17 protein-coding genes are annotated in these 16,414 nt (G+C 53.9%); 5 read left to right on the forward strand and 12 right to left on the reverse strand.

All coding sequences use genetic code 11. The features are described 5' to 3' along the window. Window positions 1-25: 25 nt before the first annotated feature. The 8 genes from tatC to udp all read right to left on the reverse strand — a co-directional run bounded on the left by tatC (window position 26) and on the right by udp (window position 7,278). Entirely contained in the window at window positions 26-784 is a 759-nt protein-coding gene (tatC, locus tag G5574_RS12930) for a Sec-independent protein translocase subunit TatC (RefSeq protein WP_006121477.1), read from the reverse strand. Further along, window positions 784-1,419, reverse strand: coding sequence for a Sec-independent protein translocase protein TatB (gene tatB / locus G5574_RS12935; protein WP_033737384.1), 636 nt, complete (start codon window positions 1,417-1,419; stop codon window positions 784-786). Before tatB ends, tatC begins: the two co-directional genes overlap by 1 nt. Before the next feature lie 3 nt (window positions 1,420-1,422). Continuing rightward, on the reverse strand, window positions 1,423-1,677 hold the full coding sequence (gene tatA / locus G5574_RS12940; RefSeq protein ID WP_033737383.1) for a Sec-independent protein translocase subunit TatA: 255 nt from the start codon (window positions 1,675-1,677) through the stop codon (window positions 1,423-1,425). Between the two features lie 109 nt (window positions 1,678-1,786). After that, window positions 1,787-3,424, reverse strand: a complete 1,638-nt coding sequence (ubiB, locus tag G5574_RS12945) for a ubiquinone biosynthesis regulatory protein kinase UbiB (protein ID WP_006121474.1) — start codon at window positions 3,422-3,424, stop codon at window positions 1,787-1,789. Then, window positions 3,421-4,026, reverse strand: a complete 606-nt coding sequence (gene ubiJ / locus G5574_RS12950) for a ubiquinone biosynthesis protein UbiJ (RefSeq protein ID WP_164482723.1) — start codon at window positions 4,024-4,026, stop codon at window positions 3,421-3,423. Before ubiJ ends, ubiB begins: the two co-directional genes overlap by 4 nt. An 11-nt stretch (window positions 4,027-4,037) precedes the next feature. After that, window positions 4,038-4,796 carry a bifunctional demethylmenaquinone methyltransferase/2-methoxy-6-polyprenyl-1,4-benzoquinol methylase UbiE gene (ubiE, locus tag G5574_RS12955; RefSeq protein ID WP_033737381.1) on the reverse strand — a complete coding sequence of 253 codons (759 nt, stop codon included), beginning with the start codon at window positions 4,794-4,796 and terminating at the stop codon, window positions 4,038-4,040. A 76-nt stretch (window positions 4,797-4,872) separates the two neighbouring features. Beyond that, window positions 4,873-6,372, reverse strand: coding sequence for a DNA recombination protein RmuC (gene rmuC, locus G5574_RS12960; RefSeq protein ID WP_033737379.1), 1,500 nt, complete (start codon window positions 6,370-6,372; stop codon window positions 4,873-4,875). 144 nt (window positions 6,373-6,516) lie between these two features. After that, the gene (gene udp, locus G5574_RS12965; RefSeq protein WP_006121470.1) at window positions 6,517-7,278 is read right to left on the reverse strand and encodes a uridine phosphorylase; all 762 of its coding nucleotides are present in this window, start codon (window positions 7,276-7,278) and stop codon (window positions 6,517-6,519) included. 302 nt (window positions 7,279-7,580) lie between these two features. Between udp and G5574_RS12970 the strand changes: the two genes are divergently transcribed. The 3 genes from G5574_RS12970 (at window position 7,581) to G5574_RS12980 (ending at window position 10,328) form a co-directional block, all read left to right on the forward strand. After that, window positions 7,581-8,417, forward strand: coding sequence for a dienelactone hydrolase family protein (locus G5574_RS12970; protein ID WP_006121469.1), 837 nt, complete (start codon window positions 7,581-7,583; stop codon window positions 8,415-8,417). A gap of 429 nt (window positions 8,418-8,846) precedes the next feature. Continuing rightward, window positions 8,847-9,764 (forward strand): HTH-type transcriptional regulator MetR, encoded by a 918-nt coding sequence (metR, locus tag G5574_RS12975; RefSeq protein WP_006121468.1) that lies wholly within the window; start codon window positions 8,847-8,849, stop codon window positions 9,762-9,764. A gap of 84 nt (window positions 9,765-9,848) precedes the next feature. Beyond that, window positions 9,849-10,328, forward strand: coding sequence for a YehS family protein (locus G5574_RS12980; protein ID WP_033737377.1), 480 nt, complete (start codon window positions 9,849-9,851; stop codon window positions 10,326-10,328). A 188-nt stretch (window positions 10,329-10,516) separates the two neighbouring features. Here G5574_RS12980 and G5574_RS12985 read toward each other — a convergent pair whose 3' ends face one another. Further along, entirely contained in the window at window positions 10,517-11,380 is an 864-nt protein-coding gene (locus tag G5574_RS12985; RefSeq protein ID WP_006121466.1) for a carboxylate/amino acid/amine transporter, read from the reverse strand. Between the two features lie 373 nt (window positions 11,381-11,753). On the opposite strand from G5574_RS12985, the gene glpT reads away from it, so the two are divergent. Next, complete coding sequence (gene glpT / locus G5574_RS12990) at window positions 11,754-13,094, forward strand: glycerol-3-phosphate transporter (protein WP_058708542.1); 1,341 nt, start codon at window positions 11,754-11,756, stop codon at window positions 13,092-13,094. A 41-nt stretch (window positions 13,095-13,135) separates the two neighbouring features. Here glpT and yigL read toward each other — a convergent pair whose 3' ends face one another. Both yigL and pldB read right to left on the reverse strand, forming a co-directional pair. Next, window positions 13,136-13,936, reverse strand: coding sequence for a sugar/pyridoxal phosphate phosphatase YigL (gene yigL / locus G5574_RS12995; protein WP_033737375.1), 801 nt, complete (start codon window positions 13,934-13,936; stop codon window positions 13,136-13,138). A 54-nt stretch (window positions 13,937-13,990) separates the two neighbouring features. After that, window positions 13,991-14,983 (reverse strand): lysophospholipase L2, encoded by a 993-nt coding sequence (pldB, locus tag G5574_RS13000; protein WP_006121462.1) that lies wholly within the window; start codon window positions 14,981-14,983, stop codon window positions 13,991-13,993. A gap of 113 nt (window positions 14,984-15,096) precedes the next feature. Here pldB and rhtB point away from each other — a divergent pair, with 113 nt between their 5' ends. Continuing rightward, window positions 15,097-15,720 carry a homoserine/homoserine lactone efflux protein gene (gene rhtB / locus G5574_RS13005; RefSeq protein WP_033737374.1) on the forward strand — a complete coding sequence of 208 codons (624 nt, stop codon included), beginning with the start codon at window positions 15,097-15,099 and terminating at the stop codon, window positions 15,718-15,720. Between the two features lie 63 nt (window positions 15,721-15,783). Here rhtB and rhtC read toward each other — a convergent pair whose 3' ends face one another. After that, complete coding sequence (gene rhtC, locus G5574_RS13010) at window positions 15,784-16,407, reverse strand: threonine export protein RhtC (protein WP_164482724.1); 624 nt, start codon at window positions 16,405-16,407, stop codon at window positions 15,784-15,786. Between the last annotated feature and the right edge of the window lie 7 nt (window positions 16,408-16,414).

A 16,414-nucleotide genomic window follows, 5' to 3' on the forward strand; every position in this document is an offset into this window, starting at 1 on the left:
TTCTGCGGGTGTACTGAATACGACATCAGGATTCGGTGTTCTGTTCCTCATCCTCTGTCTGACGGCCTTTTCCCACATAGTACCGTGAAAAGAATACGCCGACTTCAAACAGGCAGTACATCGGAATAGCGAGCAAAGTTTGAGAAAAAACGTCCGGTGGTGTGAGCAGCATCCCGACAACAAACGCGCCGACCAGGATGTAAGGACGCTTCTTTTTTAAATCCTCAGGGCTGGTAATACCGGTCCAGCACAGCAGCACTATGGCTACCGGCACTTCAAATGCCACACCAAACGCCATAAACAAGGTCATGACAAAATCGAGATAGTTGGTGATATCTGTCGCGATAGTGACGCCCTGCGGCGCGGTTTTCGCAAAAAAGCCGAAAGCCAGCGGAAAAACAATGAAATAGGCAAAGGCCACGCCAACATAAAACAGTAGCGTACTGGAAAACAGCAGCGGCATGACCAGCTTACGTTCGTGGCGATAAAGCGCTGGCGCAATAAACGCCCAGACCTGATAAAGAATAACCGGCACGGCAAGGAACACCGACACGATCATCGTCAGCTTTATCGGCGTGAAGAAAGGTGAGGCGACATCCGTCGCGATCATGCTGGCACCCGCTGGCATCTGATTGATCAGTGGCGACGCCACGGCATGGTAGATGTCATTAGCAAAGTAGATCAGTGCCAGAAAAATAACTAACACAGCAATTATGCAGTTCAGCAGACGTTTACGCAGCTCAATCAGATGGCTGATAAGTGGTTGGGTATCTTCAACGGCCATTATCGTTCATCACTTGCAGAAGGAGGAGAAGCTGGGTTGAGCGACGGCGCGGCGTTGCCCGGTTTTTCCGCAGGCGGTGCGTCTGTCCGACCCGGCGATTGCGGCGGAGCACTGGCATAGCCGGACGCAGGCCGCGGCGGGACCGGCGTGGTCGCCGTGTTGCTGTCCTGTGCCGGTGCAACCGCAGCGTCGACATGGGGTTCAACAGGTGCGTGTGCGGGTGACTGTGCCTGCTGCTCACTGGCCACAGGCGTCACCGGTTTCGGCGAGTCACTCCCCGTCTGGTGTAACGGGGAATGGATGGTGTTTGCTTCGTCTTCTTCTCTTTCGATATCAATGCTCTGTTGAACCGAGCGTTTCATTGAATCCGCGGTTTTACGCAACGCTTCCATGGATTCTTTCAGCTCAGGCGACAATGTGCCGTGGCTGGCTTCCTCCACCTTTTTCAGGCTGTCCTGCAGTTCCTGCAGTTTCAGCTCTTGCGCCAGCTCACTCTGAACATTGGCCGCCAGTGAACGGACCGCCCGAATCCATCCGACAACCGTTTTAACCGCATGCGGCAAACGTTGCGGACCCAGGACAATCAGCCCGATCACGAAGACTAATAGCAACTCACCAAAACCAATATCGAACACGGTTTACACCTGCTTGTCGTTCTTAATGTCGTCTTTCTGAGCAGACGTTGGCTGTTTGTCCGCCAGCGTTTTCGCATGGAAATCCGCGTCCTGCTCTTTTGGCTGATCTTTTTTGTCGTCTTCATCACTCATGGCTTTCTTGAAACCACGGATAGACGAACCCAAATCCGACCCCAGATTACGTAACTTATTGGTACCGAACAAAAGCACCACAATCACGGCAATAATTAATAACTGCCAAATACTGATACCGCCCATGAGATAGCCTCGATTTTTTGTTAAAAACTGCGGAATGAAGCACAACCTAAACCCTTGTTAATTCGGGTCTCAGTCAGCGACATTACCGCGTTTCAGCCGCGAGTGACAATCAGTTTGTCTTGCGCCAGCCGATTAACCAACTGACAAAACCTGCCGCCATTAATGCCGCCGGAAACAGGTCCCACTCAGGCCTGCTGAGGAGTACCGCTGTACCGCTAATCAGCAGCGTGGCACCGACGCCAAACAGGAAACGCGCCTGATGCTGACGTGTACGTTGGACACTCAAATCGTTCACGAGTTTATCGACGCTAAGACGTAACTGCTTATGCTGCTGCATGCTGTCATAGAACAACTCGGGCAGCTCGGGCAGTTTCTCTGCCCAGTAGGGCGCTTTTTCTTTCACTGCGCGAATGATCGCCGGAATACCAATCTGATCTTTAATCCAGTCTTCAAGGAACGGTTTCGCCGTTTTCCATAAGTCCAGTTGCGGATAGAGCTGCCGGCCAATCCCTTCGATATAGAGCAACGTTTTTTGCAACAGCACCAACTGTGGCTGCACTTCCATATTGAAACGTCGCGCCGTGTTAAACAGGTTTAGCAGCACATGACCAAATGAAATTTCAGCCAGCGGTTTTTCAAAGATGGGTTCGCACACCGTACGAATGGCAAACTCAAAGTCTTCCACGTTGGTATCTGCCGGTACCCAGCCAGAGTCAACATGCAGCTCTGCAACTTTGCGGTAATCCCGGTTAAAGAAGGCGATAAAGTTTTCGGCCAGATAGCGCTTATCTTCTTTGTTCAACGAGCCGACAATCCCGCAGTCGATGCCGATATATTGCGGGTCTTCTGGATGCTCATAGCTGACAAAGATGTTGCCAGGGTGCATGTCTGCATGGAAGAAGCTGTCGCGGAAAACCTGTGTGAAGAACACCTGTACGCCGCGTTCGGCTAACAGTTTCATGTTAACGCCATGCTGCTCCAGCGTCGCCACATCGGAGATAGGAATACCGTAGATGCGTTCCATCACCATCATGGTTTCGCTGCAGTAGTCGGAGTAAACCTCGGGAACATACAGCATGCGGCTGTTTTCGAAGTTACGCCGCAGCTGGATGGCATTGGCCGCTTCGCGCAGCAGGTTTAATTCGTCGATCAGCGTTTTTTCATAATCGCGCACCACCTCAACCGGACGCAGACGGCGACCATCCGGCAGCAGGCGCGGTACCCAACGGGCGATGCGGTAGATCAGCTTCATATCGGCTTTGATCACCGGCAGAATATCCGGGCGGATAACCTTAATGACAACCTTTTTGCCGTTGGATTTCAGTGTTGCCGTGTGAACCTGCGCAATAGAGGCAGAAGCCAGTGGGGTGATATCGAAGTCATCAAACCAGGACTCAATCGGTGCCCCCATGGAAGCTTCGATTTGTGCTTTGGCTTTCACGCCGTCGAAAGGCGCAACCCGGTCCTGCAAAATGGCCAGTTCATCGGCGATCTGCGGGGGAAACAGGTCACGCCGCGTGGACAGCATCTGACCAAACTTGATCCAGACGGGGCCCAGCTGTTCCATCGCCAGACGCAGCCGAATACCCATCTGTTCGTGTTTGTGCTGGTTAGGAATCCAAAACACGCACCGCCGCCACAGCCGAAGCGGCAGAGTAATGCGCATTTGGGGAATCAGTTCATCAAGTCCGTATGTCAGAAACACCTTGATAATGAAATATAACCGGCGGATCTCTCCAAAACTCATTTCGCCTCCAGCTGTGCCAGACGCGCATTAAGCGCCTCAAGCGAACGTTCCATCGCGCTAACTTCCTCAGCGAACCAGGCAAATTCCAGCGCACCTGGCGCAACGCGCCACTCTTCCGTCAACGCCTGACCGAGATAATCCTGACGTCGCTGCGTTTCTGCTTTAAACAAGCGAAATGCGCGCTGCGCACCCTGGCTGATCCCTTGCGCGGCGATATCACCGATCCAGGGGGCCAGGTATTCGGCAGGATCCAGCTCAGCCAGATCCATCAACGCAGAGAATTGCTGCACCACCTGCAAATCCCCTTCGACCTGTAACTCACCGCTGCGTATCAGCGTCGTCAGTTGCTGGCGATCGCGTAGCTTCGGCAGCGACTTAAGCTGCGTAATGACCGTGCAGTCGCTGCTGTCCTGCCAGTCACTAAGGACATCCAGCTGTTTCTCACTGAACACCAGCACCAGCGGCCAGGATAGCTCACTCAAACGCAACATCAGTACCTTGCCTGCTAAACGCTGACGTGCGCTTTTCAGACCACGATCGCGGTAGAGAATACGGTTTAGCGCCGTTTCAATACCGGCAGTGATGACGGGGGTTAAGGTCATGGTCATAATGGTTAAAATTTAAACCCACGATGAAGTGCCACGATGCCGCCCGTCATATTTGAATAGGTGGTGTTTTCAAATCCCACATCGTTCATCATCGCTTTCAGGGTTTCCTGGTCGGGATGCATGCGGATGGACTCGGCCAGATAGCGATAACTTTCTGCATCCTGAGCAACCAGTTGGCCGATGCGCGGCAGAATATGGAACGAGTAGGCATCGTAGGCTTTGCTCAGCGGCTCAATAACAGGTTTCGAGAACTCCAGCACCAGCAAGCGTCCACCCGGTTTCAGCACGCGGAACATCGACGCCAGCGCCTTCTCTTTTTCCGTGACGTTACGCAGGCCAAAAGAGATCGTAATGCAGTCGAAGTAGTTGTCAGGAAACGGCAGCGCTTCGGCGTTGGCCTGAACATAACTGACATTGCCGACGATACCGAGGTTTCGTAGCTTCTCCCGGCCCATTTTCAGCATAGAGCTGTTAATGTCAGCCAGAACAACCTGCCCGGTCTCGCCCACCAGCCGTGAAAATTTTGCGGTTAAATCGCCGGTTCCACCGGCCAGATCCAGGACACGCTGACCGCGACGCACACCGCTGCTGTCGATGGTAAAACGCTTCCAGACGCGATGGACGCCAAACGACATTAAGTCGTTCATCAGGTCATATTTCGCCGCTACGGAATGAAACACGTCCGCGACTTTGTCGGCTTTCTCGCTCTTGGCGACGGTCTGAAAGCCAAAATGGGTAGTTTCCTGCTGTGATTCATCTGCCATCGGTTTTACCTGCTCCACAAACAATACTTATGGAAGTGTATCAGAGTCACGGAGGTCAGGCACGTTGGCGACCTGCTTATTCGTGGAGGTGCCGAACCCGCTCACAACTTTCGTCTGCGTTTTGGTCGTTACCGGGCATACTGTCGTGCTCATTTTCGGGCATCGCGCGTTCGACCAGATGGGGATTGATAGCGCGTTTAACCTCTACACCTAAGTCACGGAAGCCTTCCGTTTGTGCGATCAAATTCCCCCGCCCTTCTGCCAGCTTCTTCATCGCTTCACGATAGCTGTTTTGGGCCTTATCAAGGCTGTGACCAATACCGCTCATATCATCAACAAACAGGCGCATTTTGTCGTAAAGCCTGGCTGCGCGCTCGGCAATCCGCTGCGCATTGCGGCTTTGATGCTCGTAGCGCCAGAGATTGTTGATGGTACGCAGTGCAACCAGCAGCGTGGTCGGACTGACCAGCATGATATTTTGCTGGAGCGCTTCGCCGATCAATTCCGGCTGCCGATCGATTGCCAGTAAAAACGCCGGTTCAACCGGGATAAACATCAACACATAATCCAGTGAGCGTAAACCGGGCAATTGTTGATAATCTTTACGGCCCAGCAAACGGATATGGCCGCGTACGGCACTGATATGCGCCTGAATGGCCTGTTCACGTTCAATGTCGTCATCCGCGTTGAAATACCGCTCGTAGGCAACCAGCGTCATTTTGGCGTCGATCACCACATCTTTCCCCTGGGGAAGCCGGACGATGACATCGGGCTGCATGCGGCTTTGCTGCTCGTTCTGCATGCTGACCTGGATATCGTATTCATAGCCTTCACGCAATCCTGACGCTTCCAGTACCCGGCTCAGCACCACCTCGCCCCAGTTACCCTGGATTTTGTTGTCGCCTTTGAGCGCTTTGGTCAGGTTGAGCGCTTCCTGGGCCATCTGCGCGTTCAGTTGCTGTAGCTGACGAATCTCGTGGGTCAGTGTATGGCGTTCACGCGCTTCCGCGCCAAAGCTCTCATTAACCTGACGCCGAAAGCCATCGAGCTGTTCACGCAACGGCCCAATCAGGCTGTTCAGACTTTGACGGTTTTGCTCATCAACGCGGCGACCGCTGTTTTCAAAAATTCGGTTAGCCAGGTTTTCAAACTGCGCGCTAAGCCGCTGCTCGCTGTTGGTCAACAGGCGCTGCTTCTCTTCCGCTGCAAAACGGGTTTCCTCAAGACGGATGGTCACTTCACGCAGCTCGGCTTCCTGCGCGCTGTTCACCTCCAGCTGATTGCGCAGCTCTCGTGTCAGTTGCTCGCTCTCATTACGCCAGTAATCCAGCTGTTGCAGGCGCTCATTGGCTCCGCTTAATGATCCATGAAGCTGTCTCAGCTCCTGTTCGCGCTGTTGCAGCTGCTGCTGGAGCTGCTCGATGTGCTGTTGCTGACGTTGTTGTGCTTCGTTAAGCAGACGGCGCTCTGTGGTAAAGCTGGCTAACTGATGACTGACACGCATTTGCGCCAGTATCCAGCCAACACCCAGGCCGGCGAGCCCAAGGCAGATGCTGATAATGATGTGCTGATCCATATTCTCCCCGCTGGTCAGGCTATTGAGGAAAAAGGTAAATTCGCACTGTATGAATGTCCAGATATATTTACTGAAGGGGGAAGACGAGACGTAAAGACAAGGCCATGACAGGCCGGACAGCCGGCCTGTCTGTCAAACGAAGGGCTAGAGTAAGCGACGCGCCGCTTCAACTACTATTTTGACGGCATCGCTTTCGGTCTGCTTCATCGTCACTGCATCGGGAATCTCTTTTTGCGTGCGGTTAACAATCACGCCCGCCACCATGCCTGCGCGCAGGCCCTGACTGGCGCACATGGTTAACAGCGTCGCCGATTCCATCTCATAGTTCAGGACGCCCATCTGCTGCCACTCCTGCATAGAGCCCTGAAAACGGTTCACGACGCGGCCCGAGAAGGTGTCGTAGCGCTCCTGGCCGGGGTAGAAAGTATCAGATGAGGCGGTAATCCCGATATGAGTTTTGGCACCGCAGGCTTCTGCCGCAGCCACTAAGGCCGTTGTGCAGGTGAAGTCGGCGACGGCCGGAAATTCCATTGGTGCGAAGTGCAGGCTGGCACCGTCCAGGCGTACAGACGCCGTCGTAACCAGAACGTCGCCGACATTGATATGCGGCTGGATAGCGCCCGTTGTCCCTACACGCAGGAAAGTGCGCACACCAAGCTGAGCAAGCTCCTCGACGGCAATGGAGGTAGAAGGTCCGCCAATCCCGGTAGAACAGACCACGACGGGTTTACCGTCAAGCTTAGCCAGCCAGCTGGTGAACTCACGATGGGAAGCCAGGTGCCGGGGATCGTCCATCAGTCCGGCAATTTTTTTTACACGTTCCGGATCGCCAGGAACAATGGCCAGTGTCGCCCCCTGCAGGTCGGCTTTCGTCAGGCCAAGATGGAAAACGTCAGACTGTGTCATATCAGACTCCGGGTTAAGGAAAAACAGTACGCCACTTTACGTTACCCGACGGGTTAAATGTGTGACTGGTTTCACTCAAGAAAATGAAAGTTACATTTTCTGTGAAATTTTTAGTGATTAATATCACACATTTATCTCAGACCTTCCGTAATGCTACATATGGTGATGTGGAAGGCAGCATGAGAATGTTAAAGAGAAGTGTATTTTAAAGGTTATAAGCTCTGTTACGCATTGCCCGGAACCAGTAATAAATGCCCAGGCTATAGTTACGTGATTGCGCATACGCTTGCACGGAGATAACGATGAAAACCGACGATAATATGACACAAAAATCAGCCGCAGGCGCGTTTGCTCCGGCAGTTCAGCCCACGGCTTCGACCACCATTATTACCGACAGCCCGGCCATCCACGCCGGTGAGACGTCTATTCCGAGTCAGGGTGAAAATCTTCCGGCTTTTTACGCGAAACCGCAGTCAGCAGACGGGCCGTTGCCTGTTGTGCTGGTCGTGCAGGAAATTTTCGGCGTTCATGAACACATTCGCGACATTTGTCGTCGTCTGGCGCTGGAAGGCTATCTGGCTGTCGCGCCAGAGCTTTACTTCCGCGAAGGCGACCCCAACGACTACAACGATATTCCTACGCTGTTTAAAGAACTGGTCAGCAAGGTGCCTGACAGCCAGGTACTGGCGGATCTCGATCATGCCGCTAACTGGGCGGCCCGCAACGGTGGCGATATCCGGCGGATGGGAATTACCGGTTTCTGTTGGGGCGGACGCATCAGTTGGCTCTATGCGGCACACAACCCGCAACTTCGCGCTGCCGTGGCCTGGTATGGTCGCCTGGTAGGGGAAAAAACCATGAAGCAGCAAAAACATCCTATCGATATTGCTGTGGATCTGAACGCGCCTGTGCTGGGTTTGTATGGTGGTCAGGATGACGGCATTCCGCTGGAAAGCGTGGAGCAGATGCGCCAGGCCTTACATGCTGCAAACGCAAAGGCAGAGATCATTGTGTATCCCGATGCCGGGCATGCTTTTAACGCCGACTATCGTCCGAGCTACCATGCCGAATCGGCAAAAGACGGCTGGGCACGTATGTTAGCCTGGTTTAAGCAGTACGGTGTCGCATCCACTGAGTGATAAAAAAAGGGCGCGTAAGCGCCCAAACTCCCGACGTCGCCATCCAACACCCGCAAATCAGAGAGCTTTTCCGCGTTAACCCTGCTCACAAGCCTGGTGGGTTTTCAGGCTGGATTGCGGAGTGTCCCATAGCCGTTCTGCAGCAATATAACGCGCCTCATTTTTTCTGCTATTTCTTGAGTGAATGTCGTCACCCTCCGGTCCGTTCCGTTTGGATAAGCAAATACTCATTTTTCAGCTCGCGCCGCACACCTGTACGTGAAAAGCCGGGAGTAGGGTTATGGATTGGTATTTGCTATTCTCCAGAAATGCTTGGGTCAGTCTGATCGCCAGTCACGTTTAGCCGTCCAGATGTTTACACCGCTATATTCTGCGGGTACTGTATGTCTCTTAAGCGCAAATTATTCAGTTTCGATGTGAAGGACCCTCATGATCGAATTCAAACATCTCCGGACGCTTCAGGCTCTGCGGAATACCGGCTCGCTGGCCGCCGCGGCCGCCCAGCTTCACCAGACGCAGTCGGCGTTGTCACATCAGTTCAGCGATCTGGAACAGCGGCTGGGATTCCGCCTGTTTGTACGCAAAAGCCAGCCATTGCGCTTCACGCCACAGGGCGAAATCCTGTTGCAGCTGGCGGAACAGATTCTGCCGCAAATTCAGCAGGCGCTTCAGGCCTGCCATGAGCCGCAACAGACTACGCTTCGTGTTGCCATTGAATGTCATAGCTGCATTCAGTGGCTCACGCCGGCACTGGATAAGTTTCGTCAGAGCTGGCCACAGGTGGTGATGGATTTTAAATCAGGTGTGACCTTCGATCCGCAACCTGCACTGCAACAGGGTGAGCTGGATATCGTTTTAACGTCCGATATTCTGCCGCGCTCGGGCCTGTTCTATTCACCGATGTTCGATTTCGAAGTGCGCCTGGTGCTGGCACCCGATCATCCTCTGGCTCAGGTCGAACATATATCCCCTGACGCACTGGCCGACGAAGTGTTGATGATTTACCCGGTGCAGCGTCAGCGGCTGGATATCTGGCGTCATTTCCTTCAGCCCGCAGGCATCAGTCCTGCACTGAAGAATGTGGATAACACGCTGTTGATGATTCAGATGGTGTCGGCGCGCATGGGCATTGCCGCGCTGCCACACTGGGTAGTGGAGAGCTTTGAAAAACAGGGGTTAGTGATCACGAAAACACTGGGAGAGGGATTATGGAGTCGGCTTTATGCCGCCGTGCGTGACGGCGAGCAGCGTCAGCCTGTGCTGGAAGCCTTTATCCATTTTGCCCGTCAGCATGCCTGTGAACATTTGCCTTTTGTCAGGAATGCCGCGCATCCTGCAGCCGTTTAGCCGCATGAGCGACAAAGCTGCGCGGCGGCGGGCAAAATCCCCTATAATGCGCAGCCTGTTGACTGACCTTGAGACGATCTCACCATGACTAACAACGATATTTTGCGCAGCGTGCGCTATATGCTCGATCTGAACGATGCCAAAATGGTGGCGATTTTTGCCTTAGCGGAGTGCGAGGTTCCTCAGGCCGATATCACCAGTTGGCTGAAAAAAGATGAGGATGCGGCATTTCGCCCCTGCCCCGATGTCCTGATGGGCTATTTCCTGAATGGCTTAATCTTTCATCGCCGTGGGAAAAGTGAGGATGCCCCTGCGCCTTCCATCGAGCGTAAGATGAATAACAACATTTTCATGAAAAAGCTGCGTATTGCATTTGATCTGAAAACGACCGACATCCCTGATATCCTGAAAAAAGCCAACTTCACCGTCTCTCAGGCGGAGATTGGCGCGATCTTCCGTAAACCGGATCACAAAAACTATCGTGAATGCGGTGACCAGATTCTGCGTAATTTCCTCAAGGGGCTGACGATGATTCATCGCCCTGCGCCAGTTAAGCCCGCTTAAACCAGCCGCCGACTTACGCTCGTCCCGCCGGAGAAAGCGCACCGGGATAACAATGCGGTCCGCTCTGCCGGGCGAGCAGACGTCGTCTTGCTCGCCTTCTGCCGACGCGCGCCCCGTCCGCCATGGGATCGCAACAGACTGAGCGGCCTGCTACTTTTGGCGCCGGTGCGCGGCGATGCCTTGTTTTTTCACTGTTGATTGTTCTTACCGACCACCCAGCGCTTATGGACCCACAAGGACGCTACTATCACGAGCGCACCGGCAATAAAGCTTGGCCAGTGTGGCTTTTGCTGCCATATCGCCAGGTTGACCAGCAAGCCTGCCGGCACATGCATGTTGTTCATGATGCCCAACGTGCCAGCATCGACCTGCGTAGCACCGTAGTTCCACATAAAGTAACCCAGTCCGGACGCCACCACGCCCAGCCAGACCAGAATGCCCCACTGCAGTGAGGTGGTCGGGAGTTTATGCGGGTTGCCCCAGACGGCCCAGGCCACCACCGCAATCAGCACCGCGCCCAGATAGAACCACGAAAAGGCCGTGTGCTGCGGCACAGGACGGGTTTCCTGCAAACGTTTGTAGCCCACCATACCTGCTGCAAAGCAAATATTGGCTAACTGTACCAGCAACAGGCCGAACCAGAAGTTATCGCTGACTTTGTCATAACGAATGATTGCCGCGCCCGCCACAGCCAGCAACGCACTGAAAATGTACCCTGCGCGCAGAGGCCGTCGACTGATCACGTCGTAGATCAACGTGACGTACAGCGGCGTCATCACGGTAAACAGCAGGAATTCAGACACGCTCAGATAGAGATAGGCTTCGAAACTCAGTAAATACATGATGCCCAGTTGCAGCATACCTACCAGCATATACAGCAGGAGCGTAGAGGGGCGATAGCCGCGCCAGCGCAGGAAAGGCAAAAATACCACTGCCGCTAGCGCCAGGCGCATCAGCACCGAAAACCAGCTGTCAACCTGACCGGCAAGGTACTCGCCGATCAGGCTGAATGAAAAAGCCCACAGAATGGTAGTAACGATCAATAAAAGCACGGTAACAACCCCGAAATAAACAGAGCGACAGTGTAAACAATGTCCGCACAGCAGGGAGATTTATCTGGTTGACATCTGTGCATTAACCAGGCAGTTACGCATTAATTTGCCGGTCAGGCTTTTTACCTTCTTATCGGGCATATCCTGTCAGCAGAAAAATGTGCGCATCAGCGCATCAGCGCATCAGCGCATCGGCCTGAGCTTTTCGCGCCAAATTGTCATAAATCTGTAACATATTTGTCATTCATCACAGTAAAGCCACGTATCTCTGTCTATTCTCTGCGCGAAATGGCGCATCCCGATCGCCGTTTTCTTGAGTTTTGCCCAACCTGCCGGGAATCAAAATCATAATGCGCCCTGGAGGGCCACCGCTATGTTGAGTATTTTTAAACCTGCACCACACCAGCCCCGGGTCGAAGATCATCGTATCGATCCACGCTACCGTCGCCTGCGCTGGCAAATCTTTATCGGAATTTTCGTTGGCTATGCGGCCTACTATCTGGTTCGAAAGAATTTCGCCCTGGCGATGCCCTACCTGGTTGAACAAGGCTTCTCACGCGGCGATCTGGGTTTTGCGCTTTCAGGCATCTCCATCGCCTATGGCTTTTCCAAATTTATTATGGGTTCGGTGTCAGACCGGTCGAATCCACGGGTCTTCTTACCTGCCGGCTTAACGCTGGCGGCTGCCGTAATGCTGATTATGGGGTTTGTGCCCTGGGCAACCTCCAGCATTATGGTGATGTTCGTACTGCTGTTCATCTGTGGCTGGTTTCAGGGAATGGGCTGGCCGCCCTGCGGACGCACTATGGTCCACTGGTGGTCACAAAAGGAGCGCGGCGGCATCGTTTCTGTGTGGAACTGTGCGCATAACGTCGGCGGCGGGATTCCGCCCCTGCTGTTTCTGCTGGGGATGGCGTGGTTCAACGACTGGAAAGCCGCGCTATATATGCCCGCCTTCGGGGCGATCGCCATTGCGATTCTGGCCTTTGCCCTGATGCGCGATACGCCGCAATCTTGTGGATTACCGCCGATTGAGGCCTATAAAAACGACTATCCGGTGGATTACAACGAAAGTCATGAGGAAGAGTTCACTGCCAGACAAATCTTTATGAAGTATGTCCTTCCCAACAAACTGCTGTGGTATATCGCTCTGGCAAATGTGTTTGTCTACCTGCTGCGTTACGGCATCCTCGACTGGTCACCGACCTACCTGAAAGAAGTAAAGCATTTCACGCTTGATAAGTCCTCCTGGACCTACTTCTTTTATGAGTATGCGGGCATTCCCGGTACGCTGTTGTGCGGCTGGATGTCAGACAAGGTCTTTCGCGGCAACCGTGGTGCGACAGGGGTGTTTTTTATGACGCTGGTTACCGCTGCTACCGTCATCTACTGGCTAAATCCGCCGGGCAATCCCGGTGTGGACATGGCCTGTATGATCGCGATTGGCTTTCTGATTTATGGACCGGTAATGCTCATTGGTCTGCATGCGCTGGAGCTGGCACCCAAAAAAGCGGCTGGCACGGCTGCCGGGTTTACGGGGCTGTTCGGTTATCTGGGTGGCTCAGTCGCGGCCAGCGCCATTGTGGGTTATACCGTCGATTACTTCGGCTGGGATGGCGGATTCATCGTGATGATTGCCGGCGCCGTTATGGCGGTAGTGCTGCTGCTGTTAACCATGATCAGTGAGCACCGGCATAAGCAAAAAAGGGCATAACGGCTTTGCCAGAAGGCCGGCTTACCGGCCTTCTTTTCGGATTACGACAGATAGAGTGTTCTCAGCGTCTCCGGGACGGCATCCTGGGCATTACTGCCAATCACTTCCAGTTCAGGTAAGGTGTCTTTCAGACGCTGATGGGCGTTAGCCATAATGCAGCCTTTGCCTGCCATACTCAGCATTTCGACATCATTCATACCATCACCAAACGCAATACAGTCTTTAAGCGTAAAGCCTAACTGTTTTGCCACCGCTTCCAGGGCATGGCCTTTTGACACGCCGCCTGCCATCACTTCGAGGCAGGTCGGCAGCGAAAAACTCACGTTAACCCTGTCGCCCCAGCGTGCTTCGATGGCCTGCTCCATAGGGACAAGGTGTTCCGGTTCTTCACAGGTAAAAAAGACTTTGCTGATGCCATCCGTCGGCAGCATGCCCGGCTCATAAACCTGATAGTGAAAATCGGACTCGCGAAAATAATCCTTCTCCGCCGGACTGCAGCGGCTGACAAACCACTCATCGTCGCGATAAACATGCGTCAGCACGTCCGGATGATGATACTGCAGACCAAACAGATCGTGGGCGATGTCCGCGTCCAGATTGTGGCTAAAAACCAGCTCCCCTGCCGGATTGTGAACGCGCGCGCCGTTTGACGTAATCATGTAAGCCGGAATCCCCAGCTTGTCACGCATTTGCCCGACATCGATGTGATGACGGCCTGTGGCAAAAATAAAGTGAATGCCCTGCGCGACCAGTTGCTGAAGCGTTTCGCGCGCATTGGCGGTCAGGCGATGTTCGGGAGAAAGCAGTGTGCCATCCAGATCGGACACAACAATGTGGTACATGAAAACCTCGGGTATCGGTGTCGGTTGGCCGTAGCCGGTAATGTAAATTGCGAACTAATGCTGCGATAAAAAGAAATCGACGATGGTATTGAGCGCTTCGGCGCGCATGCTGTCCTTTTCAAACAGGATCTCGTGGCGCGCGCCGCTGATAACCTGCGGTGTCCGGCCCTGACAGGGGTGACCGGCTGCCGCCATCGCGTCACAAAACAGATCCTGCGAGCGATTATCCACCACGCTGTCTTCACTGGCCTGCAGCACCAGCAACGGAGTCGTAATGTTATCCACCTGGCTCAGAATATTGCGCCCGGCATGAATCCCTTCTCTGACCCAGTGATACGTAGGTCCGCCCACGCGAATAGCCGGATCATCCGCATAAAAACGCAGACTGCGGCGGTAGCGCTCATGGCTGTGCGTTAACCGGTTGATGCCGAAAGGGTGCGCCCGCCAGCGCCCTGTGCCTAATGCATAACCCTCACGCACAGCGGGGCGCTTTTCCGCCCAGTCAAGAATCTTATGCGCCAGAAAAGCGGGTAACGGCAACGCAATCCCAAACATGGGAGCCACCAGCGCGGCGGCATGAAATGCACCGGGCTGACGCGCCAGGAAGAGCGTCAAAATCGCGCCGCCCATCGAATGAGCCAGTGCATAGCGCTGCTGATAATGACGGCTCACAATCTCTTTGAGATAAAGCGTTTCGAGGTCATCAACATAATGGCTGAACTCCACCACATGCCCGCGGTGAGAGTCATCCAGCAGACGATCCGATCGCCCCTGACCGCGATGATCGAGCACGATCACATCAAAGCCGCAGTGAAAAAGATCGTAAGCCAGTTCGGGATACTTAACGTAGCTTTCGATGCGCCCCGGCACGATAAGGATGACGCGTTTATGTTGCGGTGAAATGAACCGGACATAGCGCAATGTCAGGTTTCCAACGCCAGTGAATTCGCACTCTTCACGGCTGTGCCAGAAATCAAGCAGTGGACCAGTAGCAAAGGCGGCAAAGGCCTTTTCGCGTCGCAGCCAGCTTGCCCTGTGTTGCTTCATCCGCCCTCCTGATTGCCGGAAAAAAGAGTCTGAACGGCCGCATGATGTCCATGGCTCTGCGCAGCATTCTGGCGTATTGTGTCACACTTCAGACGAGACCGGGAGTACAACCCATGACCATCGAATGGTGGCTGACCTACCTTCTTACCACCACAATTCTGAGCCTCTCACCCGGCTCAGGCGCGATTAACACCATGAGCACCGGCATCAGCCACGGTTATCGTGGTGCCGTCGCCTCCATCTCCGGGCTGCAGGTAGGGCTCGCGCTGCATATCGCCCTGGTAGGGGTGGGTCTTGGCGCGCTGTTTTCTCAGTCGCTGCTGGCGTTTGAGATTCTGAAATGGGCCGGTGCCGGCTATCTGGTCTGGCTGGGTATTCAACAGTGGCGGGCTGCCGGCGCCATTGATCTCAACGCGATGTCAAAAGCGATGCCGCGTCGCCGCCTGTTTAAACGGGCTGTCATGGTGAACCTCACCAATCCCAAAAGTATTGTGTTTCTGGCCGCGCTGTTTCCGCAGTTTATCCTTCCTCATCAACCCCTTATGCTGCAGTATCTGGTTCTGGGCATAACCACCGTACTGGTGGATATCGTGGTGATGATTGGTTACGCCACCTTAGCGACGCGCATTGCGGGCTGGATCAAAGGCCCTAAACAGATGAAGCTGATGAACCGTATTTTCGGGGGATTATTTATTGCGATTGGCGGACTGCTGGCCAGCGCAAGGCGAATGGCCTGATGTACACTGCAGCCGCACGACAGAGCATACTGTCGGCGGCCGCATAAAGCCGGTCTGGCGACCTTAGCGTGACAGGATAAGGTGAATGCCAAATCCGGCGAACAGTACGCCCGCCATGCCATCCACCCACTTCGCGGCACGCTGATATTTATCCCGCATCCATGGCAAAGCAAAAATTGCGGCGACCAGAGAAAACCATGCAAAGGTTTCGACGCTAATCAACACAAACAATCCCCAGCGCTCCAGCCCACCGACATCGTTACCGATAAATAATGAGAAGACGCTACCAAAATAGATCACCGCTTTGGGGTTAGAGAGATTGGTTAACAACCCTTTGATAAAGCTCATGCCTTTCTTTGGCAGATCGACGACAGGTTCCTGCTGTACCGCCTGCTTATGACGTTGACGCGCGGAACGGATCAGCTGCCATCCCATCCATAACAGGTAAAGCCCGCCACCGACCATGATGATTTGATGCAGCCAGGCCATTTTTTGCAGGATCAAATGCAGGCCCATTAACGCCACCGCTGCCCAGATCATGACCGCCAGCGTAATGCCCAACACACCCAACATCGCTTCTTTGCGCGAACGGCTGGCCGCCGTTTGCGAAACGAAAAAGAAATCCGGGCCGGGGCTCATGAGCGCAACAAGGTGGACCAACGCAATCGTGCCAAACAATATCAACATGGTAATG

Origin of the sequence: Pantoea stewartii, from assembly GCF_011044475.1 — a bacterium.
Classification (GTDB): Bacteria; Pseudomonadota; Gammaproteobacteria; order Enterobacterales; family Enterobacteriaceae; genus Pantoea; species Pantoea stewartii.

Excerpts from the sequence above, each read along its gene's own strand:
- ubiB (WP_006121474.1), bottom strand. The coding sequence starts at position 3,424 with ATGAGTTTTGGAGAGATCCGCCGGTTATATTTCATTATCAAGGTGTTT.
- rmuC (WP_033737379.1), bottom strand. The coding sequence starts at position 6,372 with ATGGATCAGCACATCATTATCAGCATCTGCCTTGGGCTCGCCGGCCTG.
- tatC (WP_006121477.1), bottom strand. The coding sequence starts at position 784 with ATGGCCGTTGAAGATACCCAACCACTTATCAGCCATCTGATTGAGCTG.
- pldB (WP_006121462.1), bottom strand. The coding sequence starts at position 14,983 with ATGAAGCAACACAGGGCAAGCTGGCTGCGACGCGAAAAGGCCTTTGCC.
- ubiE (WP_033737381.1), bottom strand. The coding sequence starts at position 4,796 with ATGGCAGATGAATCACAGCAGGAAACTACCCATTTTGGCTTTCAGACC.
- ubiJ (WP_164482723.1), bottom strand. The coding sequence starts at position 4,026 with ATGACCTTAACCCCCGTCATCACTGCCGGTATTGAAACGGCGCTAAAC.
- G5574_RS12980 (WP_033737377.1), top strand. The coding sequence starts at position 9,849 with ATGACTAACAACGATATTTTGCGCAGCGTGCGCTATATGCTCGATCTG.
- rhtB (WP_033737374.1), top strand. The coding sequence starts at position 15,097 with ATGACCATCGAATGGTGGCTGACCTACCTTCTTACCACCACAATTCTG.
- tatA (WP_033737383.1), bottom strand. The coding sequence starts at position 1,677 with ATGGGCGGTATCAGTATTTGGCAGTTATTAATTATTGCCGTGATTGTG.
- yigL (WP_033737375.1), bottom strand. The coding sequence starts at position 13,936 with ATGTACCACATTGTTGTGTCCGATCTGGATGGCACACTGCTTTCTCCC.
- glpT (WP_058708542.1), top strand. The coding sequence starts at position 11,754 with ATGTTGAGTATTTTTAAACCTGCACCACACCAGCCCCGGGTCGAAGAT.
- G5574_RS12970 (WP_006121469.1), top strand. The coding sequence starts at position 7,581 with ATGAAAACCGACGATAATATGACACAAAAATCAGCCGCAGGCGCGTTT.
- udp (WP_006121470.1), bottom strand. The coding sequence starts at position 7,278 with ATGACACAGTCTGACGTTTTCCATCTTGGCCTGACGAAAGCCGACCTG.
- rhtC (WP_164482724.1), bottom strand. The coding sequence starts at position 16,407 with ATGTTGATATTGTTTGGCACGATTGCGTTGGTCCACCTTGTTGCGCTC.
- metR (WP_006121468.1), top strand. The coding sequence starts at position 8,847 with ATGATCGAATTCAAACATCTCCGGACGCTTCAGGCTCTGCGGAATACC.